The 24,682-nt window shown below is 54.3% G+C and carries 23 protein-coding genes and 1 pseudogene; 4 read left to right on the top strand and 20 right to left on the bottom strand.

The genetic code is table 11. The features are described from left to right. Positions 1 to 8: 8 nt before the first annotated feature. Genes cobB through lolC form a run of 5 tightly spaced genes read right to left on the bottom strand, consistent with a single transcriptional unit; the run spans position 9 to position 4,948 of the window. A complete protein-coding gene (gene cobB / locus ACLHV9_RS09650; RefSeq protein WP_028019025.1) occupies positions 9 to 830 on the bottom strand; it encodes a Sir2 family NAD+-dependent deacetylase in 822 nt (273 codons plus the stop codon). Positions 831 to 844: 14 nt separating this feature from the next. Next, a complete protein-coding gene (gene nagK, locus ACLHV9_RS09645; protein ID WP_049007874.1) occupies positions 845 to 1,756 on the bottom strand; it encodes an N-acetylglucosamine kinase in 912 nt (303 codons plus the stop codon). Between the two features lie 54 nt (positions 1,757 to 1,810). Beyond that, positions 1,811 to 3,055: a lipoprotein-releasing ABC transporter permease subunit LolE gene (lolE, locus tag ACLHV9_RS09640; protein WP_028019027.1), complete on the bottom strand. Its 1,245-nt coding sequence runs from the start codon at positions 3,053 to 3,055 to the stop codon at positions 1,811 to 1,813. Next, positions 3,055 to 3,756 (bottom strand): lipoprotein-releasing ABC transporter ATP-binding protein LolD, encoded by a 702-nt coding sequence (gene lolD / locus ACLHV9_RS09635; protein ID WP_028019028.1) that lies wholly within the window; start codon positions 3,754 to 3,756, stop codon positions 3,055 to 3,057. The genes lolE and lolD overlap by 1 nt, the downstream gene beginning before the upstream one ends. Further along, positions 3,749 to 4,948, bottom strand: a complete 1,200-nt coding sequence (lolC, locus tag ACLHV9_RS09630; RefSeq protein ID WP_028019029.1) for a lipoprotein-releasing ABC transporter permease subunit LolC — start codon at positions 4,946 to 4,948, stop codon at positions 3,749 to 3,751. Before lolC ends, lolD begins: the two co-directional genes overlap by 8 nt. Before the next feature lie 256 nt (positions 4,949 to 5,204). On the opposite strand from lolC, the gene ACLHV9_RS09625 reads away from it, so the two are divergent. From ACLHV9_RS09625 to ACLHV9_RS09615, 3 genes are all read left to right on the top strand, one after another. Continuing rightward, entirely contained in the window at positions 5,205 to 6,278 is a 1,074-nt protein-coding gene (locus ACLHV9_RS09625) for an acyltransferase family protein (RefSeq protein ID WP_028019030.1), read from the top strand. Between the two features lie 147 nt (positions 6,279 to 6,425). Further along, complete coding sequence (mfd, locus tag ACLHV9_RS09620; protein WP_108090210.1) at positions 6,426 to 9,872, top strand: transcription-repair coupling factor; 3,447 nt, start codon at positions 6,426 to 6,428, stop codon at positions 9,870 to 9,872. A 137-nt stretch (positions 9,873 to 10,009) separates the two neighbouring features. Continuing rightward, positions 10,010 to 10,975: a L,D-transpeptidase family protein gene (locus ACLHV9_RS09615; protein WP_028019032.1), complete on the top strand. Its 966-nt coding sequence runs from the start codon at positions 10,010 to 10,012 to the stop codon at positions 10,973 to 10,975. Between the two features lie 78 nt (positions 10,976 to 11,053). Here ACLHV9_RS09615 and bhsA read toward each other — a convergent pair whose 3' ends face one another. Continuing rightward, on the bottom strand, positions 11,054 to 11,311 hold the full coding sequence (bhsA, locus tag ACLHV9_RS09610; RefSeq protein WP_008500777.1) for a multiple stress resistance protein BhsA: 258 nt from the start codon (positions 11,309 to 11,311) through the stop codon (positions 11,054 to 11,056). Between the two features lie 244 nt (positions 11,312 to 11,555). Here bhsA and ACLHV9_RS09605 point away from each other — a divergent pair, with 244 nt between their 5' ends. Beyond that, positions 11,556 to 12,191 carry a TetR/AcrR family transcriptional regulator gene (locus ACLHV9_RS09605; RefSeq protein WP_028019033.1) on the top strand — a complete coding sequence of 212 codons (636 nt, stop codon included), beginning with the start codon at positions 11,556 to 11,558 and terminating at the stop codon, positions 12,189 to 12,191. A gap of 60 nt (positions 12,192 to 12,251) precedes the next feature. On the opposite strand, the gene ACLHV9_RS09600 is transcribed toward ACLHV9_RS09605, so the two are convergent. The 14 genes and pseudogenes from ACLHV9_RS09600 to pabC form a co-directional block, all read right to left on the bottom strand. Then, a complete protein-coding gene (locus ACLHV9_RS09600; protein WP_008500779.1) occupies positions 12,252 to 12,791 on the bottom strand; it encodes a glycine zipper 2TM domain-containing protein in 540 nt (179 codons plus the stop codon). Between the two features lie 193 nt (positions 12,792 to 12,984). Continuing rightward, positions 12,985 to 14,289 (bottom strand): NAD(P)/FAD-dependent oxidoreductase, encoded by a 1,305-nt coding sequence (locus tag ACLHV9_RS09595; RefSeq protein WP_028019034.1) that lies wholly within the window; start codon positions 14,287 to 14,289, stop codon positions 12,985 to 12,987. A 238-nt stretch (positions 14,290 to 14,527) separates the two neighbouring features. Beyond that, complete coding sequence (gene ycfP / locus ACLHV9_RS09590; protein WP_028019035.1) at positions 14,528 to 15,070, bottom strand: alpha/beta hydrolase YcfP; 543 nt, start codon at positions 15,068 to 15,070, stop codon at positions 14,528 to 14,530. A gap of 34 nt (positions 15,071 to 15,104) precedes the next feature. After that, positions 15,105 to 16,130 (bottom strand): beta-N-acetylhexosaminidase, encoded by a 1,026-nt coding sequence (nagZ, locus tag ACLHV9_RS09585; RefSeq protein WP_108090211.1) that lies wholly within the window; start codon positions 16,128 to 16,130, stop codon positions 15,105 to 15,107. Between the two features lie 11 nt (positions 16,131 to 16,141). Beyond that, positions 16,142 to 16,966, bottom strand: coding sequence for a thiamine kinase (gene thiK / locus ACLHV9_RS09580; protein WP_108090212.1), 825 nt, complete (start codon positions 16,964 to 16,966; stop codon positions 16,142 to 16,144). Beyond that, positions 16,947 to 17,594 (bottom strand): penicillin-binding protein activator LpoB, encoded by a 648-nt coding sequence (lpoB, locus tag ACLHV9_RS09575; RefSeq protein ID WP_028019038.1) that lies wholly within the window; start codon positions 17,592 to 17,594, stop codon positions 16,947 to 16,949. The genes thiK and lpoB overlap by 20 nt, the downstream gene beginning before the upstream one ends. Positions 17,595 to 17,604: 10 nt before the next feature. Next, on the bottom strand, positions 17,605 to 17,979 hold the full coding sequence (locus tag ACLHV9_RS09570) for a YcfL family protein (protein ID WP_028019039.1): 375 nt from the start codon (positions 17,977 to 17,979) through the stop codon (positions 17,605 to 17,607). A gap of 1 nt (position 17,980) precedes the next feature. Further along, positions 17,981 to 18,340 carry a purine nucleoside phosphoramidase gene (gene hinT, locus ACLHV9_RS09565; RefSeq protein WP_028019040.1) on the bottom strand — a complete coding sequence of 120 codons (360 nt, stop codon included), beginning with the start codon at positions 18,338 to 18,340 and terminating at the stop codon, positions 17,981 to 17,983. A gap of 256 nt (positions 18,341 to 18,596) precedes the next feature. Continuing rightward, the gene (ptsG, locus tag ACLHV9_RS09560) at positions 18,597 to 20,030 is read right to left on the bottom strand and encodes a PTS glucose transporter subunit IIBC (RefSeq protein WP_108090213.1); all 1,434 of its coding nucleotides are present in this window, start codon (positions 20,028 to 20,030) and stop codon (positions 18,597 to 18,599) included. Between the two features lie 297 nt (positions 20,031 to 20,327). Continuing rightward, the gene (locus ACLHV9_RS09555) at positions 20,328 to 21,122 is read right to left on the bottom strand and encodes a metal-dependent hydrolase (protein ID WP_108090214.1); all 795 of its coding nucleotides are present in this window, start codon (positions 21,120 to 21,122) and stop codon (positions 20,328 to 20,330) included. A gap of 10 nt (positions 21,123 to 21,132) precedes the next feature. Further along, positions 21,133 to 22,137: a DNA polymerase III subunit delta' gene (gene holB, locus ACLHV9_RS09550; protein WP_108090215.1), complete on the bottom strand. Its 1,005-nt coding sequence runs from the start codon at positions 22,135 to 22,137 to the stop codon at positions 21,133 to 21,135. After that, entirely contained in the window at positions 22,134 to 22,775 is a 642-nt protein-coding gene (tmk, locus tag ACLHV9_RS09545) for a dTMP kinase (protein WP_407220390.1), read from the bottom strand. The genes holB and tmk overlap by 4 nt, the downstream gene beginning before the upstream one ends. Further along, positions 22,765 to 23,787 (bottom strand): cell division protein YceG, encoded by a 1,023-nt coding sequence (gene yceG, locus ACLHV9_RS09540; RefSeq protein WP_108090216.1) that lies wholly within the window; start codon positions 23,785 to 23,787, stop codon positions 22,765 to 22,767. Before yceG ends, tmk begins: the two co-directional genes overlap by 11 nt. Continuing rightward, positions 23,784 to 24,598 (bottom strand): annotated as a pseudogene (gene pabC / locus ACLHV9_RS09535) (aminodeoxychorismate lyase). The gene yceG and the pseudogene pabC overlap by 4 nt, the downstream one beginning before the upstream one ends. Between the last annotated feature and the right edge of the window lie 84 nt (positions 24,599 to 24,682).

Raw genomic sequence — 24,682 nt, 5'->3', positions numbered from 1 at the left:
TTTTTGGATTACAGCCCTTTCAGCAGCTTATCGACAAATTCCGGTACGACCGTACTTGCCAGGCCATAGTGCTTCTCTTCAAACTCGCTTCCCACCTGGCTTGGCTCCAGGTTCAGTTCGACCGTATGCGCGCCATGCAGCCGCGCCTCGTGAACAAACCCCGCTGCCGGGTAGACATGGCCTGACGTGCCAATAGCGATAAACACATCTGCCATCGCCAACGCACTGTAGATCTCATCCATCCCCAGCGGCATCTCACCAAACCAGACCACATGCGGACGCAGCCGCGCGGGGAACTGACAGCAGTGGCATTTATCCTCTGGCAGCACGTCCTCTTTCCAGTCCAGCACCTGACCGCTCCAGGCACAGCGAACTTTCAGCAGCTCACCGTGCATATGGATGATGTTGTGGTTACCGGCCCGCTCATGCAGGTTGTCGATATTCTGCGTAATCAGCAGAAAGCGATCGCCCAGCGCCTCTTCCAGCTTCGCCAGCGCCAGATGCGCCGCGTTCGGCGCAATCTCTGGCTGCTGAAGCTGGCGACGGCGGGCGTTGTAAAACGCCTGCACGAGATCCGGGTCGCGGGCAAAGCCTTCCGGCGTGGCCACATCCTCCACGCGGTGCTCTTCCCACAGCCCGTCCGCCGCGCGGAAGGTTCGAATTCCTGACTCGGCGGAGATCCCCGCGCCAGTCAGCACCACCACTCTGGGTTTATCCATCGCTTCTGGCATCATTCTGTCTCTGAAAAAGATCCGCTGGCGCAAGCGCTCACGTAAGCGGCGTTTGTTTTTGCGAAAACGGCTGAGTCGACCCTGGCGACGCGACAGCATAGAAACCTCGTAAACTAATCGGTGAGATGAAGGAATGCGGCTCCGCGCATGCCTCCTGCGTCCCCGTGTCGCGCGCGTTCAATACGCGGCACGCGGGCAACCGGCAATAAATGTCGGGGCAAACGCCCGGACAACCGTTCCGTAATCGCGGTAAAGTTTGAAAGCCCTCCCCCTATCACAAGCAGGTCCGGGTCGACGATGGTGAGAATGTTTCCCAGACACACCGCCAGCAGATCCAGATAGCGCTCAACGTGCTCACGCGCCTGCGCATCCCCTTGCTCCCACAGGGTAATGATTTGAGGAGCTTCAAGTTTCTGATGATAGAAGTGTTCGTAAAGCCATGCAAACCCGCGGCCTGACAGGTAGTTCTCAATACAGCCGTGCTGACCGCAGCCGCAGCGGGTCAGCGGGAAATCACGCCCCACCACATCAAGCGCATCCACCGGCAGACGGATATGGCCGAACTCGCCTGTGATGTAGCTGCGCCCGGTGATGGGCTTACCGTTGAAAATGATCCCACCACCAACGCCGGTGCCGAGGATCAGCCCCATCACCAGGGGATACTGTGTAAATTCTTCGTCCCAGGCTTCCGAGAGCGCAAAGCAGTTGGCATCGTTGTCTAAACGCACGTCGCGTTCAAGGAGAGCAGAAAGATCGGCGCGCAGCGGTTTACCGCTGGCGGCAGGCACGTTGGCCGCGTAAAGCGTACCGTCGTCGGTTTCGGGCATGCCCGGAATACCAATGCCGACGCTGCCTTTCACGCCGAAACGTTCATCCGCCTGCGCCACCAGCGCGGCAATGGCGGTTAAAAATTCGTCGTAGCTTTCGCGCGGCGTGGGAACGCGGGTTTCCCACTGCAGTTTGAGATCTTTATCAAACACGCCGAGCGCAATCTTGGTGCCGCCAATATCAAATCCATAATACATAATGCATTCCTCTTTCTGACATAGCGGCCTCAAAACCGCTACATCATGACGTAATTACTGGCCACTTAGTACCCTCGCCGGATCAATTCGGCTTGCGCGACGCGCCGGATACCAGCTTGCCAGCAGACTCAGTAAAAGTGCTGTCACCAGCACATAAAAAACGTCCAGCCAGTGCAGTTCAGACGGCAGGAAGTCAATAAAATAGATATCACCCGACAGGAACTGGTGACCAATAAGTTTTTCAATGCCGTTGATAATCGGCGTAAGTTGCAGAGAAACCACCACACCAATCACCACGCCGCACAGGCTACCGAATAGCCCCGCCAGCAAACCGTACCAGACAAAGATGGCGCGGATAAGACCGTCTTTTGCGCCTAAGGTGCGCAGCACAGCAATATCGCCACTCTTGTCTTTGACCGCCATCACCAGCGTCGAGACAATGTTAAAGCACGCGACACCAATCACCAGCACCATCGCCAGGTACATAATGGCGCGGATCATCTGGATATCACGGTACATATACCCGTAAGTGCCGATCCAGCTTTTGATGTAGACATAGTTATTGGTCACACCACCTGCGTCACGTACCAGTTTGTTGGCGTTAAAGACGTCGTTAACCTTAATGGCAATGCCCGTCACGCTGTCGCCCATATCGAGATACTGACGCGCATCTTCCATCGGCACCATCGCAAAGCTGTGGTCAAGCTGGCCGCTCAGTTGAAGAATACCGGTGACATGAAGACGCACGCGTTTAGGCTGCTGCAGTTTGTGGTCGGCACTGGCGTTCGGGATCATGATTGACACCCAGTCGCCCTGCTTCACTTTCAGAGCATCGGCAACGCCTTTACCCATGATTATCTGCTGCTCACCGGCCTTAAAGTTCGCCCATGCGCCGTTCTGTACATACTTCGGCAGTGCGCTCAGACGCTCCTCCTGCGCCGGGTTCACCCCTTTCACCTGAATGGCGCGCAGGTTTACCCCGCTCTCCACCAGCCCGGTAAAGTTAATGTAGGGGGCGGCGGCGGCAATGCCCGGCACTTTTTCCACTTTGGTCAGGGCATCGCTCCAGTTGTTCCAAGGCTGGTTAACCGGCTCGATCTCCCCGTGCGGTACCACCGCCAGAATGCGGTTGTTGAGCTCGCGCTCAAAGCCGTTCATGGCGCTCAGCCCCACAATCAGCACGGCGACACCCAGCGCAATGCCCACGGTGGAAATCACCGAAATAAGCGATACCATGCCACCGCGACGGCGACCGCGGCTAAAACGTAGCCCAATGAGTAACGATAACGGTGAAGCCATTACTCCGCTCCCATCAGGGTCAGCTCGGCGTTCAGATGACCGTCACGCATCTCAAGCTGGCGTCCCATGCGTTTTGCCAGCTGCAGGTCGTGGGTCACCACCAGAAATGCGGTGCCCTGCGAGGCGTTCAGCTCGCCCAGAAGCTGGAAAATACTGTCCGCATTGCGCGCGTCCAGGTTACCGGTAGGCTCATCCGCCAGCACCAGACGCGGGTTGTTGACCAGCGCACGGGCAATCGCCACGCGCTGGCGCTCGCCGCCGGAAAGCTCAGAGGGACGATGGTTACCGCGATGGCCCAGCCCTACCGCTTTCAGCATGTCGCTGGCGCGGGCGTTAATTTCTGCCGGTTTCTTTTTGCCAATCAGCAGCGGCATCGCCACGTTTTCCAGCGCCGTGAAGTCCGGCAGCAGGTGATGGAACTGGTAGATAAAACCGAGCTCACGGTTACGTAACTCGGCCTTCGCCGCTGAGGACATTTTGCTCATCGGCTTGCCGGAGAAAATCACGTCTCCGCTGGTTGGGGTATCCAGCCCGCCCAGCAGGTGTAATAAGGTACTTTTGCCGGAACCAGAACTACCGACAATCGCCATCATCTCGCCTTCTCCCACGCTGAAGCTCACATTGTGCAGCACGTCAGTCTGCACAGTGCCTTCCTGATAGCGTTTGGACAGGTTGTCGCATTGCAACAGGATCTTATTCATAACGTAAAGCCTCAGCGGGTTGAGTGGCGGCAGCGCGCCAGGAAGGATAAAGCGTAGAAAGCAGCGCAATCGCCATCGCGGCCAGCGCAATTCCGATCACCTGTAGTGGCTCAATCGCCACTGGCAGCGCCGCACCATCGAGCAACGCACCGATGATCGGCATTAAGTTGTTAAGCTGGCTGGCAAGCAGTGCACCCAGCACTGCCCCAAGCAGCGCGCCGATAATCCCGGCGCTAGCACCCTGTACCATAAAGACCGCCATGATCTGGCGCGGCGTGAGTCCCTGGGTTTGCAGAATAGCGACTTCGCCCTGTTTCTCCATCACCATTAGTCCCAGTGAGGTAATGATGTTAAACGCGGCAACGGCCACGATCAGGCTCAGCAGCAGCCCCATCATGTTTTTTTCCATGCGTACGGCCTGGAACAGTTCGCCTTTGCGCTCACGCCAGTCCTGCCATTTGGTCCCTTCCGGCAGTTTTTGCTGGCTGAGGGTATCAACTTTCAACGGTGCGTCGAGCCACAGGCGCCAGCCGGTAATATTCCCTGCCGGGTAGCGCATCAGGCGCGAAGCGTCCTGGATATTAACCAGCATCTGGTAACCATCGACTTCGCTGTTGGCGGCAAAGGTACCAATTACGTTGAACAGGCGCTGGCTTGGCAAGCGCCCCATTGGCGTGAACTGGCTGGCAGACGGCACCATCACACGCAGCTGATCGCCGCGGTTGACGCCAAGCTGCCCGGCAAGCTGTTCGCCCAGAATCACGTTGTATTTACCCGCTTCCAGATCGGTCTGTTTTACGTTAACCAGATACGGCGTCAGCGGATCGTTTTGCGCCGGGTCAATCCCGAGCATCACGCCGACCGCCACGCTGCGGGCGCTTTGCAGCACCACATCGCCTGTGGTTAACGGCGCAACGCGCGTGACACCCTGTAACTTCGCTGCGCTTTCCGGCAGCTGTTGCGGGTTAACCGAACCGTTGGTTGATGAGAGAACGGCCTGCGGCATCAGCCCCAGGATGTTGTTTTGCAGCTCGCGTTCAAAGCCATTCATGACGGACAGTACCGTCACCAGAGCCATCACGCCAAGCGTAATGCCAATAGTCGAAAGCCAGGAGACAAAGCGACCGAAGCGGTCCGCGGCGCGCCCACGCATGTAACGTAAGCCTATGAAGAGTGCGACAGGTTGGTACATGAAATCCGTCTGTTTGCTGATAGCAGACCCACGAGTATATAAGCGAATCCGTTAAGCGTAAATGACTGAAACAGTAAGCTTTGGTAATCATTTTTCCGAAAAATTCAGATAAATCAGAGTGCTATTGTCTGAATACTCGCCTTGCATCCTCCACCTTTTCCGAAAAAGCTCCTGATACAGACTGTTACCCGTTACATCCAGGCGTCGTTTAACAACAATTGCTCGTTCGTTTATGGCAATAAGGTAGTGGCGAACAATGAAGCAAAAAGCATTATGGATTAACCAGATAAAAGGGCTGTGTATCTGCCTGGTGGTTATTTATCATTCGGTTATCACGTTTTATCCGCATCTGATCGGGCTGCAACACCCGCTCTCCGGCCTTCTCGCCAAATGCTGGGTCTATTTTAACCTCTATCTCGCTCCGTTCCGAATGCCGGTCTTCTTCTTTATCTCCGGCTATCTGATCCGTCGTTATATTGCTGAGGTGGACTGGCGAACCAGTCTCGACAAACGGATCTGGAGCATTGTCTGGGTCCTGGCGCTGTGGGGCATCCTGCAATGGCAGGCGCTGACCCATATGAATGCCTGGTTGGCACCCGAGCGTGAACTCGCCACATCATCGAATGCGGCCTACGCCGACTCGCTCTCAGGATTTGTGCTGGGGATGCTCACCGCCAGCACCAGCCTCTGGTATCTGTATGCTCTGGTGGTGTACTTCACGCTGTGTAAACTGCTGAGCCGATGGAAGCTGCCGGTACTGGGGCTGCTGGCGCTGGCAAGTATCGCGATCAACTTCCTGCCGCTACCGTGGTGGGGGATGAACAGCGTGGTACGCAACATGATCTACTACAGCCTCGGGGCGTGGTATGGCGCAGAGCTGATGGCGTGGATGAAAAGCGTCAACCTTCGCCGACTCTGGCTGGCAACTGGCGCTTTCGCCGCCGTCTCCGTGGTGCTGTGGTTTGCTAACGTCCCGCTACTGCTCTCTGTGTTGTCGATTGTGTTGATCATGAAGCTTTTTTATAACCTTGAGCAGCGTTATGCCGTGCATCCTGACAACTTGCTGAACGTGATTGGCTCAAACACGATCGCGATTTATACCACCCACCGCATCTTAATCGAGGCCTTTAGCCTGTTCCTGATTGGCGAGATGAATAGTGCCTTGTGGCCGGTCTGGGCGGAGTTGGGTCTGCTTCTGATCTACCCGTTTGCCAGCCTGCTTATCTGTACACTTGCCGGGCTCGGGGTGCGTAAACTCTCCACCGCGCTGTTCGGGGACGTTTTCTTCTCCCCTCCGTCAACGCTGAGCCTGTCGCCATCCTCCCGTTGATGGCACTCTTCGCCCCTGCTGGGGCGAATTTTCCCCCTGTGCGGTTCTGGTTTGCTTATACAAAACGATCGAGGATAATAAAGACATTGCGTATCAGTGATATGCCCCAATACTGTTGGTATATCCATAAGAGACTCTGACATAGCCATGCCTGAACACTATCGTTATTCCTTGCCTGTCAAAGCGGGTGACCAGCGCCAGCTGGGTGAACTCACGGGCGCGGCGTGCGCCACGCTGGTAGCGGAAATCGCTGAGCGTCATCCTGGCCCGGTAATTCTGGTTGCCCCGGACATGCAAAACGCCCTGCGTCTGCACGACGAAATTCGCCAGTTCACCGATAGCCTGGTGTTCAGCCTGGCCGACTGGGAAACGCTGCCCTATGACAGCTTCTCCCCACATCAGGAGATCATCTCCTCGCGTTTGTCGACGCTGTATCAACTCCCGACCATGCAGCGTGGCGTGCTGATTGTACCGGTGAATACCCTGATGCAGCGCGTCTGTCCGCACAGCTATCTGCACGGTCACGCGCTGGTGATGAAAAAAGGTCAGCGCCTGTTCCGCGACACCCTGCGCGTGCAGCTGGACAGCGCCGGATATCGCCATGTTGATCAGGTGATGGAACACGGAGAATACGCCACGCGCGGTGCGTTACTCGATCTCTATCCAATGGGGAGTGACCAACCGTATCGCCTGGACTTTTTCGATGATGAAATCGACAGCCTGCGCGTGTTTGACGCTGACACGCAGCGTACGCTGGAAGAAGTGGAATCTATCAATTTACTGCCCGCCCACGAGTTCCCGACGGACAAAACCGCTATCGAACTGTTCCGCAGCCAGTGGCGCGATAAATTCGACGTCAAACGCGATGCCGAACATATTTATCAGCAGGTCAGCAAAGGTACGCTGCCCGCAGGTATTGAGTACTGGCAACCGCTGTTCTTCAATGAACCCCTGCCTCCGCTGTTTAGCTACTTCCCGGCAAATACGCTGATTGTTAACACCGGAGATATCGACGCTAGCGCCAGCCGCTTTGAAAACGAAACCCGCGCCCGTTTTGAAAGCCGCGGCGTTGACCCGATGCGCCCGCTGTTGCCCCCGGAGGCGCTCTGGCTGCGAACCGATGAACTCAACGCCGAGCTGAAGCGTTGGCCGCGTATGCAGCTTAAAACCGATTCGCTTGCCGCTAAAGCCGCCAATACCAACCTCGCGTTTCAGACGTTGCCAGATCTGGCCGTTCAGGCGCAGCAGAAATCTCCGCTGGATAATCTGCGGAAGTTTCTGGAATCCTTTACCGGCCCGGTGGTGTTCTCAGTTGAAAGTGAAGGCCGTCGCGAAGCACTCGGGGAGCTGCTGGGGCGCATTAAAGTGGCGCCGAAGCGCATCCTGCGTCTGAGCGAAGCCACCGGAAACGGTCGTTATCTGATGATTGGTGCCGCCGAACATGGGTTTATTGATACGCTCAATAACCTGGCGCTGATTTGTGAAAGCGACCTGCTGGGTGAGCGCGTCGCACGTCGCCGTCAGGACAGCCGTCGTACCATCAACCCGGACACGCTGATCCGCAACCTGGCCGAGCTACACCCGGGCCAGCCGATTGTTCACCTGGAGCACGGCGTCGGGCGTTACCAGGGGATGACCACGCTAGAAGCAGGCGGTATCAAAGGTGAATACCTGATGCTGACCTACGCGAACGACGCCAAACTGTATGTTCCGGTCTCTTCCCTGCATCTGATCAGCCGCTACGCGGGTGGCGCAGAAGAGAATGCGCCATTGCATAAGCTGGGTGGCGATGCCTGGGCGCGCGCGCGCCAGAAAGCAGCGGAAAAAGTGCGTGACGTGGCGGCTGAGCTGCTGGATATCTATGCACAACGCGCGGCCAAAGAGGGCTTCGCCTTTAAACATGATAAAGAACAGTATCAACTGTTCTGCGACAGCTTCCCGTTTGAAACCACGCCAGATCAGGCCCAGGCCATTAACGCCGTGCTGAGCGACATGTGTCAGCCACTGGCAATGGACCGCTTAGTCTGTGGCGACGTAGGCTTCGGCAAAACCGAAGTGGCGATGCGCGCCGCCTTCCTTGCGGTTGAAAACAACAAGCAGGTAGCGGTGCTGGTGCCAACCACCCTGCTCGCTCAGCAGCACTTCGACAACTTCCGCGACCGTTTCGCCAACTGGCCGGTACGTATTGAGATGCTCTCGCGTTTTCGCAGCACCAAAGAACAGACGCAGATCCTCGAACAGGCAAGTGAAGGCAAAATCGATATTCTGATCGGCACCCACAAGCTGCTGCAAAGCGACGTGAAGTGGAAAGATCTTGGGCTGCTGATCGTCGATGAAGAGCACCGCTTCGGGGTGCGTCATAAAGAGCGCATCAAAGCGATGCGTGCCGATGTCGATATCCTCACCCTGACCGCAACGCCAATCCCGCGAACCCTGAACATGGCGATGAGCGGCATGCGCGACCTGTCGATTATTGCCACCCCACCGGCGCGTCGTCTGGCGGTGAAAACCTTTGTCCGCGAGTACGATAATCTGGTGGTACGTGAGGCGATTCTGCGTGAAGTACTGCGCGGAGGTCAGGTCTATTACTTATACAATGATGTGGAAAATATCCAGAAAGCCGCGGACAGGCTGGCGGAGCTGGTACCGGAAGCGCGCATTGCTATCGGTCACGGGCAGATGCGTGAGCGCGAGCTGGAAAGGGTGATGAACGACTTCCACCACCAGCGCTTTAACGTCCTGGTGTGTACCACCATCATTGAAACCGGGATCGATATTCCGACGGCGAATACCATCATCATCGAACGAGCCGATCACTTTGGTCTGGCGCAACTCCACCAGCTGCGCGGCCGCGTCGGGCGTTCACACCATCAGGCCTACGCCTGGTTGTTAACGCCGCATCCGAAAGCGATGACCACCGATGCCCAAAAGCGTCTGGAAGCGATCGCCTCCCTGGAAGATCTTGGCGCAGGCTTTGCGCTGGCAACACACGACCTGGAGATCCGTGGTGCCGGCGAACTGCTGGGTGAAGACCAGAGCGGCTCCATGGAGACCATCGGCTTCTCCCTGTATATGGAATTGCTGGAAAACGCGGTCGATGCCCTGAAGGCCGGACGCGAGCCGTCGCTGGAAGATCTCACCAGCCAGCAGACCGAGGTTGAATTGCGTATGCCTTCCCTGCTGCCGGATGATTTCATTCCGGATGTAAATACCCGGCTGTCGTTCTATAAACGCATCGCCAGTGCGAAGAGTGAGAACGAACTGGAAGAGATTAAGGTTGAGCTGATCGACCGCTTCGGCCTGCTGCCAGACCCTGCGAGAAATCTGCTGGACATCGCACGCCTGCGTCAGCAGGCGCAGAAGCTCGGTATTCGGAAGCTCGAAGGGAATGAAAAAGGTGGCGTGATTGAATTTGCCGAGAAGAACCACGTCAACCCGATGTGGCTGATCGGTCTGCTGCAAAAGCAGCCGCAACATTTCCGTCTGGATGGTCCAACGCGCCTGAAATTTACCCAGGAGCTAACGGAACGCAAAACCCGCATGGATTGGGTGCGTCACTTTATGCGTCAACTGGAAGAGAACGCGATCGCTTAACCCATTCTCCCCCTCTAGCGGGGGGAGAATTTACAAACACTTTGCACTTCACCCGATCTTCCCGACACACCCATTCGCCATAATTATCATTAACGCCTTATAAAACAATAACCTTAATATTTATATGGACTATGGTAATGATGACCTCTTCGCGTTTTACTCGCTGGATAACATTGTTTGCGCTGGCAGCCACCGTCGCGGTTGCGCTTCCTGCCCGTGCAAACACCTGGCCACTTCCACCACCGGGCAGCAAGGTCGTGGGGGAAAACCGCTTTCATGTGGTTGAAAACAATGGTGGCTCACTGGAAGCGATTGCTAAAAAATATAACGTCGGTTTTCTGGCGCTTCTTCAGGCGAACCCTGGCGTGGACCCTTATGTACCGCGTGCGGGCAGCGTACTCACCATCCCGTTGCAAACAATCCTGCCGGACGCCCCGCGCGAGGGGATCGTCATAAATCTGGCAGAGTTACGTCTCTACTATTACCCACCGGGTAAGAATGAAGTTACTGTCTACCCTATCGGTATTGGTCAGTTGGGCGGTGATACCCTGACGCCAACGATGGTTACCACAGTATCAGATAAGCGCGCTAACCCAACCTGGACACCCACGGCTAATATTCGTGCCCGTTATAAAGCACAGGGCATCGACCTTCCGGTTGTTGTCCCGGCAGGACCTGACAACCCAATGGGTCACCACGCGATTCGCCTGGCGGCTTACGGTGGTGTCTATCTGTTGCATGGAACGAATGCAGACTTTGGCATCGGCATGCGCGTCAGCTCCGGCTGTATTCGTCTGCGTGATGACGATATCAAGACGCTTTTCAACGTCATCACACCGGGAACCAAGGTGAATATTATCAATACGCCGATTAAAGTCACGGAAGAGCCGGGTGGCGTGCGACTGGTAGAAGTTCACCAGCCATTATCGAAAAACATCGGCGATGACCCGCAGACATTGCCCATTAACCTGAATGCCGCAATGGTAAGTTTTAAAACGAATACCAGCACCGATGGCGTAGTCATGGAGCGCGCAATGGAGGCCCGGTCGGGAATGCCAACCGATGTCACCCGACATCACAACGTCGCTTCACAGGCGATGTAAACGCACAGATAAGAAAAACGCCCTGCTCATGCAGGGCGTTTTTTTATTGCAGTGGCATAAATGAGGGTTCAGCCGGGCTTATTTGTAGATAACAGCAGTGCCGTGCAGCGTGTTAGGACCGGTAACAGAGGTGATGCGGTAAGATTTTGCACCCATCTCTTGTGCTTTTTGCGCCAGCTGATCTTCCAGGGAGCCCAGGTTAGTACCGGCAGACGCAGAGATAGTGCCAACTTTATGCTGATCTACAGGGGTGGATTGCACCTGTACAGCTGCAAAGCTTGCGAATGAAAGTGAACTCAGGACTGCAGCAGCGATGAGGGTTTTTACGTTTTTCATGATGTTTACCTTTAGCAGATGAATTTGGAGGTCGTTAATCATTTAGTTAACGATCGATAGGTAAATAATAAATGTGATCCAGGTCACGCGTCAACATAATTTTATAACAAGCATTAACTTATTTTTAAAGTCGTTATTTTTCATACGGATATGATTAATTTATTTTTAAGCATTCTGCACTGGTGGTGGGTTGCGTTTATTTTTATAATGGTCATTCACCAAACCAACAGAGGACCAACGGCAAATGACAACCGATGTCACGAGTTGTGCGAAGAAAAGCCGTGGCCGACCAAAAGTGTTTGACAGGGATGCAGCGCTTGATAAGGCCATGACTCTCTTCTGGCAACATGGGTATGAAGCAACTTCGCTTTCCGATCTGGTAGAAGCTACCGGAGCCAAAGCGCCGACGCTGTATGCCGAATTTACCAATAAAGAGGGGCTGTTCAGGGCAGTGCTGGACAGATACATTTCGCGCTTTGCAGCGAAGCACGAAGCCCAACTTTTTTGTGAAGAGAAAAGCGTTGAACAGGCGCTACGGGACTTTTTCACTACCGTCGCCACTTGCTTCACCAGTAAAGATACGCCTGCGGGCTGCTTTATGATTAACACCTCTGCCACCCTTGCGGCGTCCTCTAAAGAGATCGCTAAAACGGTGAAGTCGCGTCATGCCATGCAGGAGGAGACGCTAAGTGCGTTTCTGGCACAGCGTCAGCAGCGTGGTGAAATTCCCGCGCATTGCAATCCACAGATACTGGCGCAATACCTGAGCTGTATTTTGCAGGGGATGTCGATAAGCGCACGTGAAGGCGCAACGCTGGAAAAACTGCAGAGTATTACCGACACCACCCTACGACTGTGGCCTGAACTACTCAAAATCTGAAGCAAAAAAAAAGCTCCTCAGCCTGAGCGCATGAGGAGCTAAATTCAGAGAACATCTTTTTTACACTTTGTTATTCAGAACCAGCTGACCATTTCCATCCAGTGGAATTTGTGTGCCAGGATCTTTATCCATGCGGATTTTGCCCTGCTGATCGCCAATTTTGTACGTCACGTCATAACCCAGCATTTTTTCCGACTTGTCATAGACGGTTTTGCAGCGTTGCTGAGTCGTAGTGTAGGTATCATTATCCTGCATCGCGCCCTGCACCTGGTTACCGGCATAGCCGCCGCCCAGCGCGCCGACCACGGTCGCCACATCTTTACCCCGACCACCACCAAACTGGTGACCAATTACGCCCCCCGCTACCGCACCCAGAACAGAACCGGCAATGCGGTTTTCATCCTGTACCGGACGACGGTGCGTAACGGAGACGTTGCGGCACTCCTGACGAGGGGTTTTCACGGTTTCTTTAATCGGTGTAGCAGAAACCACCTGTGCATACTGCGGGCCGCGATCTAATACGTTGAGACTGGCAACGGCAGCCACACCTAACGCAGCCGCGACGCCAATCCCTATACCCGCCAACATTGATTTATTCACGGGACTTCCTCCTTTGTTGCTATTGGTAACAATTTTGCAATGGAGACAAGGCTTCGCCAATAAGATAAAGGATCAAAAAAGGGGCGTTGAGAGGAGATATATTGTATTTAGGAGAACTCTTAAGCACTCAATCTATGATGAGCAGCATGATATGCTAAAAACGCCCTCCGGAGGACCCGGAGGGAGTGAAAGATTAGTGCAGCTTAAGACGCGGACGGATCACACGGTTGATTCTGCCCACCAGCATCATCAGCCCGGTTTTGAAGTAGCCGTGCAGCGCAATCTGGTGCATACGGTACAGGGAGATATACACGAAGCGGGCAATGCGCCCTTCTACCATCATTGAGCCACGCATCAGGTTGCCCATCAGGCTGCCGACGGTAGAGAAGTTTGACAGCGATACCAGAGAACCGTGGTCTTTATAGACATAGCCTTTCAATGGCTTGCCTTTGTACTGCGCCAGAATGTTGTGCAGCACCAGGCTTGCCATCTGGTGAGCAGCCTGGGCGCGCGGCGGCACGAATCCACCTTCAGGACGCGCGCAGGAAGCACAGTCACCGATAGCAAAAATTTCAGGATCACGTGTAGTTTGCAGCGTCGGCTCCGTCACCAGCTGGTTAATGCGGTTCGTTTCCAGGCCGCCGATATCTTTCATAAAGTCAGGTGCTTTGATACCCGCTGCCCAGACCATCAGATCCGCTTTGATGTATTCGCCGTCCTTGGTGTGCAAGCCACCTTCGTCTGCGCTGGTCACCATCGTCTGCGTCAGCACCCGCACGCCCAGTTTGGTGAGCTCATTGTGCGCCGCACCGGAAATACGTGGCGGCAGCGCAGGCAGAATGCGCTCACCGGCTTCAACCAGCGTGACGTTCAGCGCTTCGTTGGTTAACCCTTTGTAACCGTAGCTGTGCAGCTGTTTCACCGCATTGTGCAGTTCCGCAGACAGCTCTACGCCCGTCGCACCACCGCCGACAATGGCGATATTAACTTTACCGTTCGCACCCAAATTGCTGGTGTACTTCAGGAACAGGTTCAGCATTTCCTGATGGAAACGACGCGCCTGGTGCGGGTTATCGAGGAAGATACAGTGCTCTTTCACGCCTGGCGTGTTGAAGTCGTTGGAGGTACTGCCCAGCGCCATGACCAGCGTGTCATACGCCAGTTTACGCTCAGGAACCAGCAGCTCCCCTTTTTCATCGCGCAGCTCTGCCAGGGTGATGGTTTTGCTTTCACGGTTGATATCCACCACCGAGCCCAGCTGGAACTGGAAATGATGGTTGCGCGCGTGCGCCAGATAGCTGAGCGCATCCACACCCTCATCCAGAGAACCGGTTGCCACTTCGTGCAGCAACGGTTTCCACAGGTGGCTGTGGTTACGATCTACCAGCGTAATTTTGGCTTTTTTACCGCGACCCAGCTTCTTGCCCAGCTGTGTAGCCAGCTCCAGCCCGCCAGCACCACCGCCTACAATCACTATCTTTTTCAATGGCGTAGTCAACGTGACCCCCTCAAATTATTAACCAATTGTTAATTAAAAGTTATAAAAATAACCCTTAATTAACAACAGGTTACAGCACTGAAACCATTCAGGTGCATTGAGAATACCACGTCAGGCGCATTGGTCATACCAAAATTGATATGCATCAAGTTTTGATGGCTTAAAAGTAGACAATTCTGGTCAAAAAGAAAGCCCGGTACGCTTTCGCGGCCGGGCTTTGGTGCCTGCGGATAAGAGGTTAACCCAGCGTTTTAAACGCTTTGATACGCTGCAGGTGCGGTGAGATGTTTTTGAATTTGTGCGTCTGTTCTTCGTCCCAGACAATTTCATAGTAATGATGCAGCAGTTCAGCAGCCCGATGGCTGTTGAGCGCCTCATCTTTACGTGAAAGGATCACCAGACAGCGGTCGCGGTTTTTCTCACGAAAATTGCTGACGCACTTGGTCGCAATATCGACGTACTCTTCCGGACGGTCAATTTTGCCTTCCATATTCTCGTTCGGGAAAAGGTTAGGATTGAACACCACCTGGCGGATGTCGCACAGGAAGCCAATGCGTTCCGCCCAGTAGCCGCCCAGTCCTACACCGCAAATCAACGGACGGTCATCGACGTTGAGCTGCAACATCTTGTCCACTTCTTTGAGAAGATGTTGCATATCATGCTTCGGATGGCGCGTGCTGTAACTGATCAGCCGAACATCCGGATCAATAAACTGCAGTTGCAACACCTTCTCATGATTACCTGGGCTGTTTGAGTCAAAACCGTGTAAATAGATGATCATTGTCTTCTCACCACGCTACGCCTTCCGGGAGGGTTTACAGGCTGGCTTTATGTGCCTGCCAGCGCTCATTCAGGTCTTCAAGCCGGGCGTTGACCGCCTTCCAGCGGGCCGAATCCATCAACTCCTGACGGCTAAATGAACCTTTATGATACAATTGTGTAACACGCTGTGCATTGATCGGCGACAGGTTATCCAGCACGCTAACGGCACCTTTACGATTATTGCAGACCAGGATCATATCGCAACCTGCATCCAGCGACGCCTGACTGCGTTCCGCATAGCTGCCCATAATCGCGGCCCCTTCCATCGACAAGTCGTCTGAGAAAATCACGCCATTGAACCCCAACTCCTGACGCAGAACGGTTTTCAGCCAGTGCGAAGAGCCGCTGGCAGGACGCGGGTCGACGTCGCTGTAAATCACGTGCGCTGGCATAATGGCGTCCAGCTTGTTATCGGTGATAAGCGAGCGGAACACCGACATATCTTTGGCTCGAATTTCCGCTTCCGGGCGCGGATCGCGCGGAGTTTCTTTGTGCGAGTCCGCGGTCACTGCACCGTGGCCCGGGAAGTGTTTCCCGGTGGTTTTCATTCCCGCATCGTGCATGCCGTCGATAAACCGGGTCGCCATCGCCAGCGCAATACGTGGATCTTCATGATATGAGCGTTCACCAATGGCAGCGCTGATATGTCCCACGTCCAGAACCGGGGCAAAACTAATGTCGATATCCATGGCAATCATTTCACTGGCCATCAGCCAGCCAGCTTCCTGCGCCAGTTTTCCCCCCTCATCTGTACCCAGCAGCGCAGCAAAAGACTGGGCTGCTGGCAGACGGGTAAAACCTTCGCGAAAACGCTGCACGCGTCCACCTTCCTGATCGACGGCCACCACCAGATGATTGCGTGATGCGTCGCGGATCTGACGCACCAGTTCACGCAGCTGTGCCGGATCGTGATAGTTGCGGGTAAACAGGATCAGACCACCCACCTGCGGATGCGCCAGAATCTCACGCTCTTCCGCATCCAGTTCAAACCCTTCTACATCCAACATGACTGGACCCACACCAACCTCTCTTATCCTTTAGTTTGTAACTGACGCCAGGCATCGTCTGCCAGCGCAATAAATTGTTTGTCTCTGGACTGCTGCAAACGCATTTCAAACCAGCCAGCCATCAGCATCACGACCCACGGTCGCCACCGCCTGACCTGACGCGCAAGCGCTTCAACATCAAAATGTGCCATCCTGGCGTAGTCTCGGACGAGGTTTTGCCGCGCGGCTTCACTCTCTGTCCAGACTGCCGCCAGCTCAAGCGCCACATCGCCGTCTCCGGCATATTCCCAGTCGATAAGCCTGGTTCCTGCTGACGTATGAACAATGTTCCCGATATGAACATCCATATGCAACGGAGAGAGCCGCATCGGCTGTGGCTCACCCGCTTTACGCAGCCGCTTAAGATGTGCAAGCCACATTGGGGTACGTCTGTCTGGCAGGGCTTGCTGCCAGTAGTGCTCAAGCAATGGAAGCAGTGCGATTCGCCACCCCAGACGCGGCTGCTGGTGCAAATGATACAACATAGCCGCAAGCACAGGGGTGTCCGGGAGCTCGCTTTTGACCTCACCCGCCAGATACGCAACAGCCATCCAGCCCTGCCGGAAAAAACAGGGTTCAGGCACAAGATCCGACGGAAGACGCTTCAGGGCGCGAAACTGACGACGAAAATGGGAAGCTGGTGCGAAAGGATCATGGTTCTGCCGCAATACCAACCGTTGTTCGTCTCGCTCTATAATGCAACTCGCGCCGCCAAGCCCGGAATGGGCCTGCGGCGCGATAAGGCGATACTGGGGAAAATAACGCGTCAGGATCTCTTCACGCGTAAATTCACTGTTGCGTAACGGCACCTTTACCTGACCAGATAATTTCGCCTGTCTGAACCAGCATCAATTGCATCTGCAGAGCTGGCGTATTCACATTCCCGGTGGCGTTAGAGTACAACACGTACTGTGCACCTACGTTACGGGCAATACCGATCGCCTTGCTACGGGTACCGAGACTATCCTGTGGTGACAGGCCCAGTTGCTGTTTAGCCACCGCGAGCTGCTGAGCCGAGACCAGCGTAAACTTACCGTTGTTTGCCAGAGCATTGCGCAGCGTCTCTGTCGCTTCACCCGCGTTCAGTGAACCATTGGTACGGTTGTTCACGCTATCCACCAGCAACACACTGCCTGCCGTCACGCCTTGAGCCTGCAGCATTTTTCCCACCATCGGCTGCATCGCACCGTTCCAGTCATAATGACGCACGCGTGGCGCTGGTTGTGACGTCTGATCCGGATGTTCAATCGGGCCCGGCTGCGACGGGATTGACGGTACAGACGGCACGGTTGGCTCCGGCTGCGTGGGTTGTGTCGGCTGCTCAGTCCCGGGTTTAGCTTCTTCCACAGGCGCAGGCTGCTCAGTACGGGTCACACACCCTGCGAGGAATAAAGCAAAAGCTGTCACGAGCGCATAACGGCTCATATTTTTAATCAAGGTTCACCCCTTACAGATAAAGATAAAGTCTCACCTTATGTGCACCCAGATAGTTGGCGCTGCCATAGAGCGTTACCGACGACCTTGCCGGAATAGTGACGCTGCGCGGCGCCTCCAGCGGGTGCATTTCAAGACCTCTTACGTCATACCAGAAAAAACGGTAATGAACCGTCACAGGCTCATGTCTTTCATTAAAGAGCGTAGAGGAAGCAGAAGAGTTGATTTCACTGATGGTCAACGCAGGTTGTTGCGCCGTGATGCCCGCAGCAAGCACAGAAGATTCCATCACCAGCGTCTGTTCATCACTCACGGGGATCGCCGGACGCGAGCTGCACCCCGCAATCATCACCATCAGTATCAGCGCTGCAATACGCCCTTTAAGCATGTCAAAGACCTTTATGTGCCAGCATCGGTCCCAGAGGACGTCCACCCAGCAGATGCATGTGAATATGATAAACTTCCTGGCCGCCATGACGATTACAGTTCATGATCAGGCGGTAGCCGTCTTCAGCAATCCCTTCCTGTTCAGCAATTTTCGCGGCCACCGTCAGCATACGACCTAACGCCAGTTCGTGCTCGGCTTTTACGTCGTTTACGGTTGGAATCAGAATATTAGGAATGATGAGGATGTGAGTCGGTGCCTGAGGGGAAATGTCCCGGAAAGCCGTCACCAGTTCATCCTGATAGACGATATCCGAAGGAATTTCGCGACGGATAATTTTACTGAAAATCGTTTCTTCAGCCATGACCTTTTCCTTTTGTGTTTAGTCTGACGTGGTGCATCCGCTGTTAACACACTCTCTCAACGATCGTGTGACATAACGCAAGAGTATGAGCGAGTTTCTCCTGTCCTTTCAACCTTCTCCCCCGATTTCTTTCCCGAATGTTCATCTGCTGTATGAAGAGTGACCGCTTGCGCGCCTTAGAGACGTTTTTTAAGACATATTCCGCACCAATAAAAAAGGCAGCCATTCGGCTGCCTTAGTCTCCCCTGGTCACAACTTAGTGGCCGCGGATGTACTCATCCATTTCGGTTTTCAGGTTATCGGATTTAGTACCGAAGATTGCCTGAACACCAGAACCAGCCACAACAACACCTGCTGCACCCAGTTTTTTCAGGCCAGGCTGGTCTACTTTCGCGACGTCGGCAACGCTCACACGCAGACGGGTGATGCACGCGTCCAGGTTAGTGATGTTCTCTTTACCGCCGAACGCGGCAACCAGTGCCGGAGCCATTTCGCTGGTTGCACCTGCTTTGCTGTCTTCTGTTGCATCTTCACGACCTGGAGTTTTCAGGTCCAGTGCTTTGATCAGCACACGGAAGATGGTGTAGTAAACAACGGCATAGCACGCACCAACGATTGGGAACAGCCACAGTTTGCTGCTGTTACCGGACAGAACGATGAAGTCGATCAGGCCGTGAGAGAAGGACGTACCGTCACGCATACCCAGCAGGATACAGATTGGGAACGCCAGACCCGCCAGAATCGCGTGGATAACGTACAGGATCGGCGCAACGAACATGAAGGAGAACTCGATCGGCTCGGTGATACCGGTCAGGAACGAGGTCAACGCTGCGGAGATCATGATACCGCCCACTTTTGCACGGTTTTCTGGCTTAGCAGAGTGCCAGATAGCAATCGCAGCAGCCGGCAGACCGTACATTTTGAACAGGAAGCCACCTGACAGTTTACCTGCAGTTGGGTCACCCGCCATGTAGCGTGGGATATCACCGTGGAATACCTGGCCTGCCGCGTTGGTGTATTCACCAATCTGCATCTGGAAAGGTACGTTCCAGATGTGGTGCAGACCGAATGGTACCAGGCAGCGTTCAACGAAGCCGTAGATACCGAACGCAACAACTGGGTTCTGATAGGCCGCCCACTGAGAGAATGCCTGAATCGCGGAACCAATTGGTGGCCAGATGAAGGACAAGATCACGCCAGTGAAAATCGCTGCCAGACCAGAGATGATCGGAACGAAACGCTTGCCCGCGAAGAAGCCCAGATACTCAGGCAGCTTGATGCGATAGAAGCGGTTAAACATATAGGCCGCAATCGCACCGGAGATGATACCGCCCAGAACACCGGTATCAGCCAGGTGTTTCGCAGCGATCTCTTCTGCAGGTAAGTGCAGAACCAGTGGTGCAACCACAGCCATGGTTTTCACCATGATGCCGTAGGCCACAACTGCTGCCAGCGCAGAAACGCCGTCGTTATTAGTGAAGCCCAGAGCCACACCGATCGCGAAGATCAGAGGCATGTTAGCAAAGACAGAACCGCCTGCTTCGGCCATCACATGGGATACTACGGCTGGCAGCCAGCTGAAGTTTGCAGAACCGACACCCAGCAGGATACCTGCGATAGGCAGTACGGATACTGGCAGCATCAGCGATTTACCGACCTTTTGCAGGTTAGCAAATGCATTCTTAAACATAATTGAGAGTGCTCCTGAGTATTTGTGCTTTTTTTACGCTTTCACGCATTGGCCCGGGGGGAGTACCGTGCCGTGGACGGGACATCTAAGCGCCCTTTATTTATTACACAGAGTAAAATAATTCCCTCTGGGTTTGTTTGACGGCTATCACGTTTCAGCTTAAGGCGGTCGAAAAACTTTCAGTTATTTACAAAAAGCATGTCCGGATGTGTCTAAAAACACCCTCACCGCCCCAAATGAGGCGGTGAACTTTACTCGTTTTATTTATTAATTACGAGCCTAAAAAAAACAGGTGTATCAAACAGATTGCAGGCGGGCGGGGTCGATATGGAACAGCGTAGAGAAGTTTTCGGTCGTGACGCGGGCCAGCTCTTCAATACTGACACCTTTAAGCACGGCCATGTACTCAGCTACATCTCTCGTCATGGCTGGCTGGTTCTCTTTACCGCGATGCGGTACCGGTGCCAGATAAGGAGAGTCTGTTTCCACCAGAATGCGATCGAGTGGAACATAACGCGCAGCATCACGGAGCTGCTCTGCATTACGGAACGTCACGATCCCAGAAAACGAAATATAAAACCCCAAATCAAGCAGTTTGCCCGCCGTTTCTCTGTCTTCTGTGAAACAGTGTAGTACGCCACCACAATCCGTCACGTTTTCTTCCCGGAGGATCGCAAGCGTATCGGCACGCGCATCGCGGGTATGAACAATGACCGGCTTGTTAAGTTCGCGGCCAATGCGGATATGATGGCGGAAGGACTCCTGCTGGCGAGATTTAGTTTCAGGTGTGTAGAAATAGTCCAGCCCTGTCTCACCCATCGCGACAACACCCTCTTCCGCCGCCAGACGACGTAAGTCCTCAACGTTGTACGCCTCGTCCTGATTCAACGGATGCACGCCGCAGGAGAACACCACGTTATCGCGAACGCCCACCAGCTCACGCATGGAGCGGTAGCCCGGCAGCGTGGTTGCTACCGCAAGACAGAATTTCACATCGCGGGCAGCGGCTTTCGCCAGCACGTCATCCACGTTTTTATGCAGAGATTGATAATCCAGGCCATCAAGATGGCAGTGTGAGTCGACTAAAAACATAATGTCTCTCTCAGAGATGGGAAACAGGCGGTGTGATGCCTGGTTGCAGGTAATGTTCAATACGCAGTAACTGGTCGGTCAGTAACAGCTCGCGATTAAGACCAGTGACTGTCAAAAGCTGTTCACGGCTCTGGCAAACCTCATGAAGGATAGCGTGCAGAACCGTACCTGAGAGGCGGTTTGCCAGTGTGTTCACCAGCGGCCACACATCCAGGTTGGTCAGCAGCATTGCACCTTGCTGGATCTTGAGTGCATCCAGAAGTAAGGAGGCCAGCCAGTGCAGACGTTCAACGGCCTGATCGCTATTCAGTGCAGGCAGCAAACTTAGCCAGTCATGGCTGTTGAGTGAAGAGTCGACTGCCTTACAGAGCGTCTCTCGCTGCGACCAGACATCAGGTTGCAGCAGTGCCAGAGCTGCAGCAGGCGCACCGCTGCTCAGACGCAATGCGGCCAGCGCACCATTTTGTGACATTGTCACCTCTCGCTCCAGCCAGCTTAACGCCCACGATTCCTGAGGCACTGCAAGGTGATGAAGCCGACAACGACTGCGCAGCGTCGCCAGTAATCGTCCCGGGTCACGGCAAGAGAGGAAGAACCACGTTTTTTCCGGCGGCTCTTCCAGGGTTTTCAAGAGTGCGTTCGCTGCCGCCTCAGTAAGCAGTGTGGCGTCTTTAAGCCAGACCACTTTTGCGCCGCCCAGTCGCGCGTGTTCGTACAATTTTTCACTGACTTCACGCACGGCATCAATACCCAGCGTGTTTTTGCCCTTCTCAGGCTCAAGCGTGTAGTAGTCAGGATGCGTGCCCGCCTGCATCAGCTGACAGCCACGGCATTTACCACAGCTCTTGTGCCCTTCCGGTTGCTGGCACATCAGAAAACGGGTGATGGCATAAATCAACGCATCATCCCCCATCCCTGGCAACGCCTGAATCAGTAACGCATGATGCCCCCGACCCGCCTGATAGCTGCCGATCAGCTGTTCAAAGTGTGGGCGCAACCATGGATACCATTTCATGCCTGCTGCTCCCGAAGCCACTGCGTCACGGTTTGCTGAATAGAGCGGGTAACCTCTTCCAGAGATTGGGTCGCATCAATAGTGCGAATAGAACTATCCTGCGCTGCCAGCTCCAGATAACGCGCACGAGTGCGGTTAAAGAAGTCGAGAGATTCCTGCTCAATACGGTCCAGTTCACCGCGCGCACGGGCACGTTTCAGCCCCACTTCCGGGGTCACATCCAGATAGAGCGTCAAATCGGGACGAAAATCACCGAGCACGGCATTACGCAGCGTGGCCAGCATCGTCTGGTCAATACCACGCCCACCCCCCTGATACGCCTGAGTAGACAGATCGTGACGGTCGCCGATTACCCACTTGCCAGCGGCCAGCGCGGGTTTGATTACCGTCTCAACCAACTGTACGCGCGCAGCGTAAAACATCAAAACTTCAGCTTTGTCCGTGATAACTTCATCGCCAACGGATTTAATATCCAGCACCAGGCTACGCAACTTCTCAGCCAGTTGCGTACCGCCCGGCTCGCGGGTAAAGACCATGTCCGCAACGCCGAGCACGTTGAGTGTATCAACCACCACGTTGCGAGCGGTGGTTTTACCCGCCCCTTCGAGTCCCTCAATGACAATGTATTTACTGCGCATTTTTTTCCTTAAGTGCCTTCAGATAGTCCTGAACAGAGCGATTATGGCTGGCAAGGTTGGTGTTAAAGGTATGCCCCCCTTTTCCATCAGCCACAAAATAGAGATACGGTGTTTTAGCCGGATGTGCGGCCGCACGCAGAGAAGCTTCACTTGGTGTGGCAATCGGGCCTGGCGGTAACCCGCTTATCACGTAGGTATTATACGCCGTTGCCGTCTCAAGATCTTTTCTCGAGATCTTACCCGCATAACTCTCTCCCATGCCGTAGATGACAGTAGGGTCGGTTTGCAGACGCATACCGATGCGCAGACGGTTGATAAACACCGATGCAACCCGATCGCGCTCGGCCGCGACGGCCGTCTCTTTCTCTATGATTGAGGCCATCGTGACAAACTGGTTTTGATCTTTATATGGCAGCCCTTCCATTCGCCCTTCCCAGGCGGAATCCACTGCGGCGACCATTTTTTTATGTGCCCGCTTCAAAATCGCCACATCGGTCGTGCCTGCCGTGTACATCCAGGTGTCTGGCCAGAACCAGCCTTCCACCCATTCCGGGTGTTCAAACTTCAGCGCGTCAGCCACCGTCTGATAGCTATCGTCTTTTAACGTATGTTTGATATACGGCGCGTCACGCAGCTGTTTGAGATAATCGCTCAGTCGCATCCCTTCCACAAAACGCAGCGGGAATTGAGCCTCTTTACCGCTTTCCAGCAGTTGCAGCATGTCTCTGACGGTCATGCCAGGTGTAAAACGATAGGTACCGGCTTTGAAATGCGACAGCTCGGGTTCGATACGCAATAACCACTGGAAGACACGCGGACGGTTAATGATTTTATCGCTGTAAAGCTGTTCACCCAGCGCCAGACGTCCGGTTCCTGCTTTAAGGGTAAATATTGTCTCTTCTTTGATCAGAAGCTTGCTGTCCGCCAGCTGACGAACCTTCCACACTCCGACTCCGCCAGCAATAGCCAGCACAACAACCAGGAGCAGGATAAAGCGCAACATTTTCTTCATGACGTTCTGGTTTGCTCACATAACGGGGCTAAAAATGATACAGCTCGCGCGATGACCAGCGATGTTGGCCGCAGGCGCGAACAGGTACAACTGGCATTAACGCATTACAGACAACGACCTCTTCTGCTGTTATCAGCGCATTCTCAGCTGCGTTAATTTCGACAACGCGAAAACCAGAGTGTGCCAGTTGCTGTAGACAAAACTGGCGCATAATGCCATTTACGCCAGCCTGATCAAGCTTCGGCGTAAAGACATCGCTGCCCTGCCGCCAGAATAAATTAGCCGCACAGCATTCAGTAATGAACCCTTCGCTGTCAAGGACCAGGGCCTCGTCTGCGTCTGACTGGTCAAGATGAGCACGAATCAAGACCTGCTCAAGACGGTTAAGATGTTTTATTCCGGCAAGCGCAGGATTTCGCCCAAGACGTACCGGGCTTAATTCAAGCGTGATACCGTCATGACGCCAATGTTCATAATGTGAAGGGTATGCAGAAACGGAGAGGATCCGCACCGGATGCTGGCAGCTCGCGCCACTGTAGCCCCGGCCACCACTACCACGGCTGATGATCACTTTCAGCACGCCGCTGGAATGCCCTTTTGCCCGTTGAGCCATCTCGCCGGCAAGGGTGTCCCAGTCCGTGAAAGGGATCAGCAGTTTTTCACAGGCCCCCCGCAATCGTCGGATATGCTCTGCAAGGAAACAGACATCGCCATGATGAATGCGCGCCGTGGTGAAGCAGCCGTCACCAAACTGAGTCGCCCTGTCGCTTGCAGGCAGCGTGTCCTGCTCAAGGCCATTGATTAGAAACATACTGGCTCCTTATGCGTGGTCGTACAGTCTGGCAAGGTGAATAACATCGGACAAGGGGATAAAACCGAATAAAAAAGGTCCGAC

The sequence above is a fragment of the Enterobacter sp. CPE_E890 genome, assembly GCF_046521475.1.
GTDB lineage: Bacteria > Pseudomonadota > Gammaproteobacteria > Enterobacterales > Enterobacteriaceae > Enterobacter > Enterobacter adelaidei.
The sequence above is the reverse complement of the archived record's forward strand: the minus strand, read 5'-3'. Positions and strand labels throughout refer to the sequence as shown.